Genomic DNA, 254 nt, shown 5'->3' with positions numbered 1-254 from the left:
TTCATGCCAGCCTTCTCCGCTTGGCCGGCTGCGCTTGCCAGACCAGCTCCGCCGGCCAAGCTACCCGTGGCGGAGCGGCCCACCGTGCACTAACTTTACCCTTGGACCACCTCGTGGGGGCCGATCATGGTCAACTCACGGTGCGGCTCCTTTTCGGCTTTCCGGCTGCGGCACTTGCCCTGAAGCGGAAGCTGTCGTTTCCGGTCTCTAGGATGTGGCAGTGGTGGGTGAGGCGATCGAGCAGCGCGGTAGTC

1 protein-coding gene is annotated in these 254 nt (G+C 64.6%); it reads right to left on the bottom strand.

Features of this window, described 5'->3' with window-relative positions; genetic code table 11:
• Nucleotides 1-130 precede the first annotated feature (130 nt).
• On the bottom strand, nt 131-254 hold a 124-nt coding region (locus FV226_RS28425), incomplete at its 5' end, for an ATP-binding protein (protein WP_246691584.1).

The sequence above is a fragment of the Methylobacterium sp. WL12 genome (genome assembly GCF_008039475.1).
GTDB lineage: Bacteria > Pseudomonadota > Alphaproteobacteria > Rhizobiales > Beijerinckiaceae > Methylobacterium > Methylobacterium cerastii.
The sequence above is the reverse complement of the archived record's forward strand: the minus strand, read 5'-3'. Positions and strand labels throughout refer to the sequence as shown.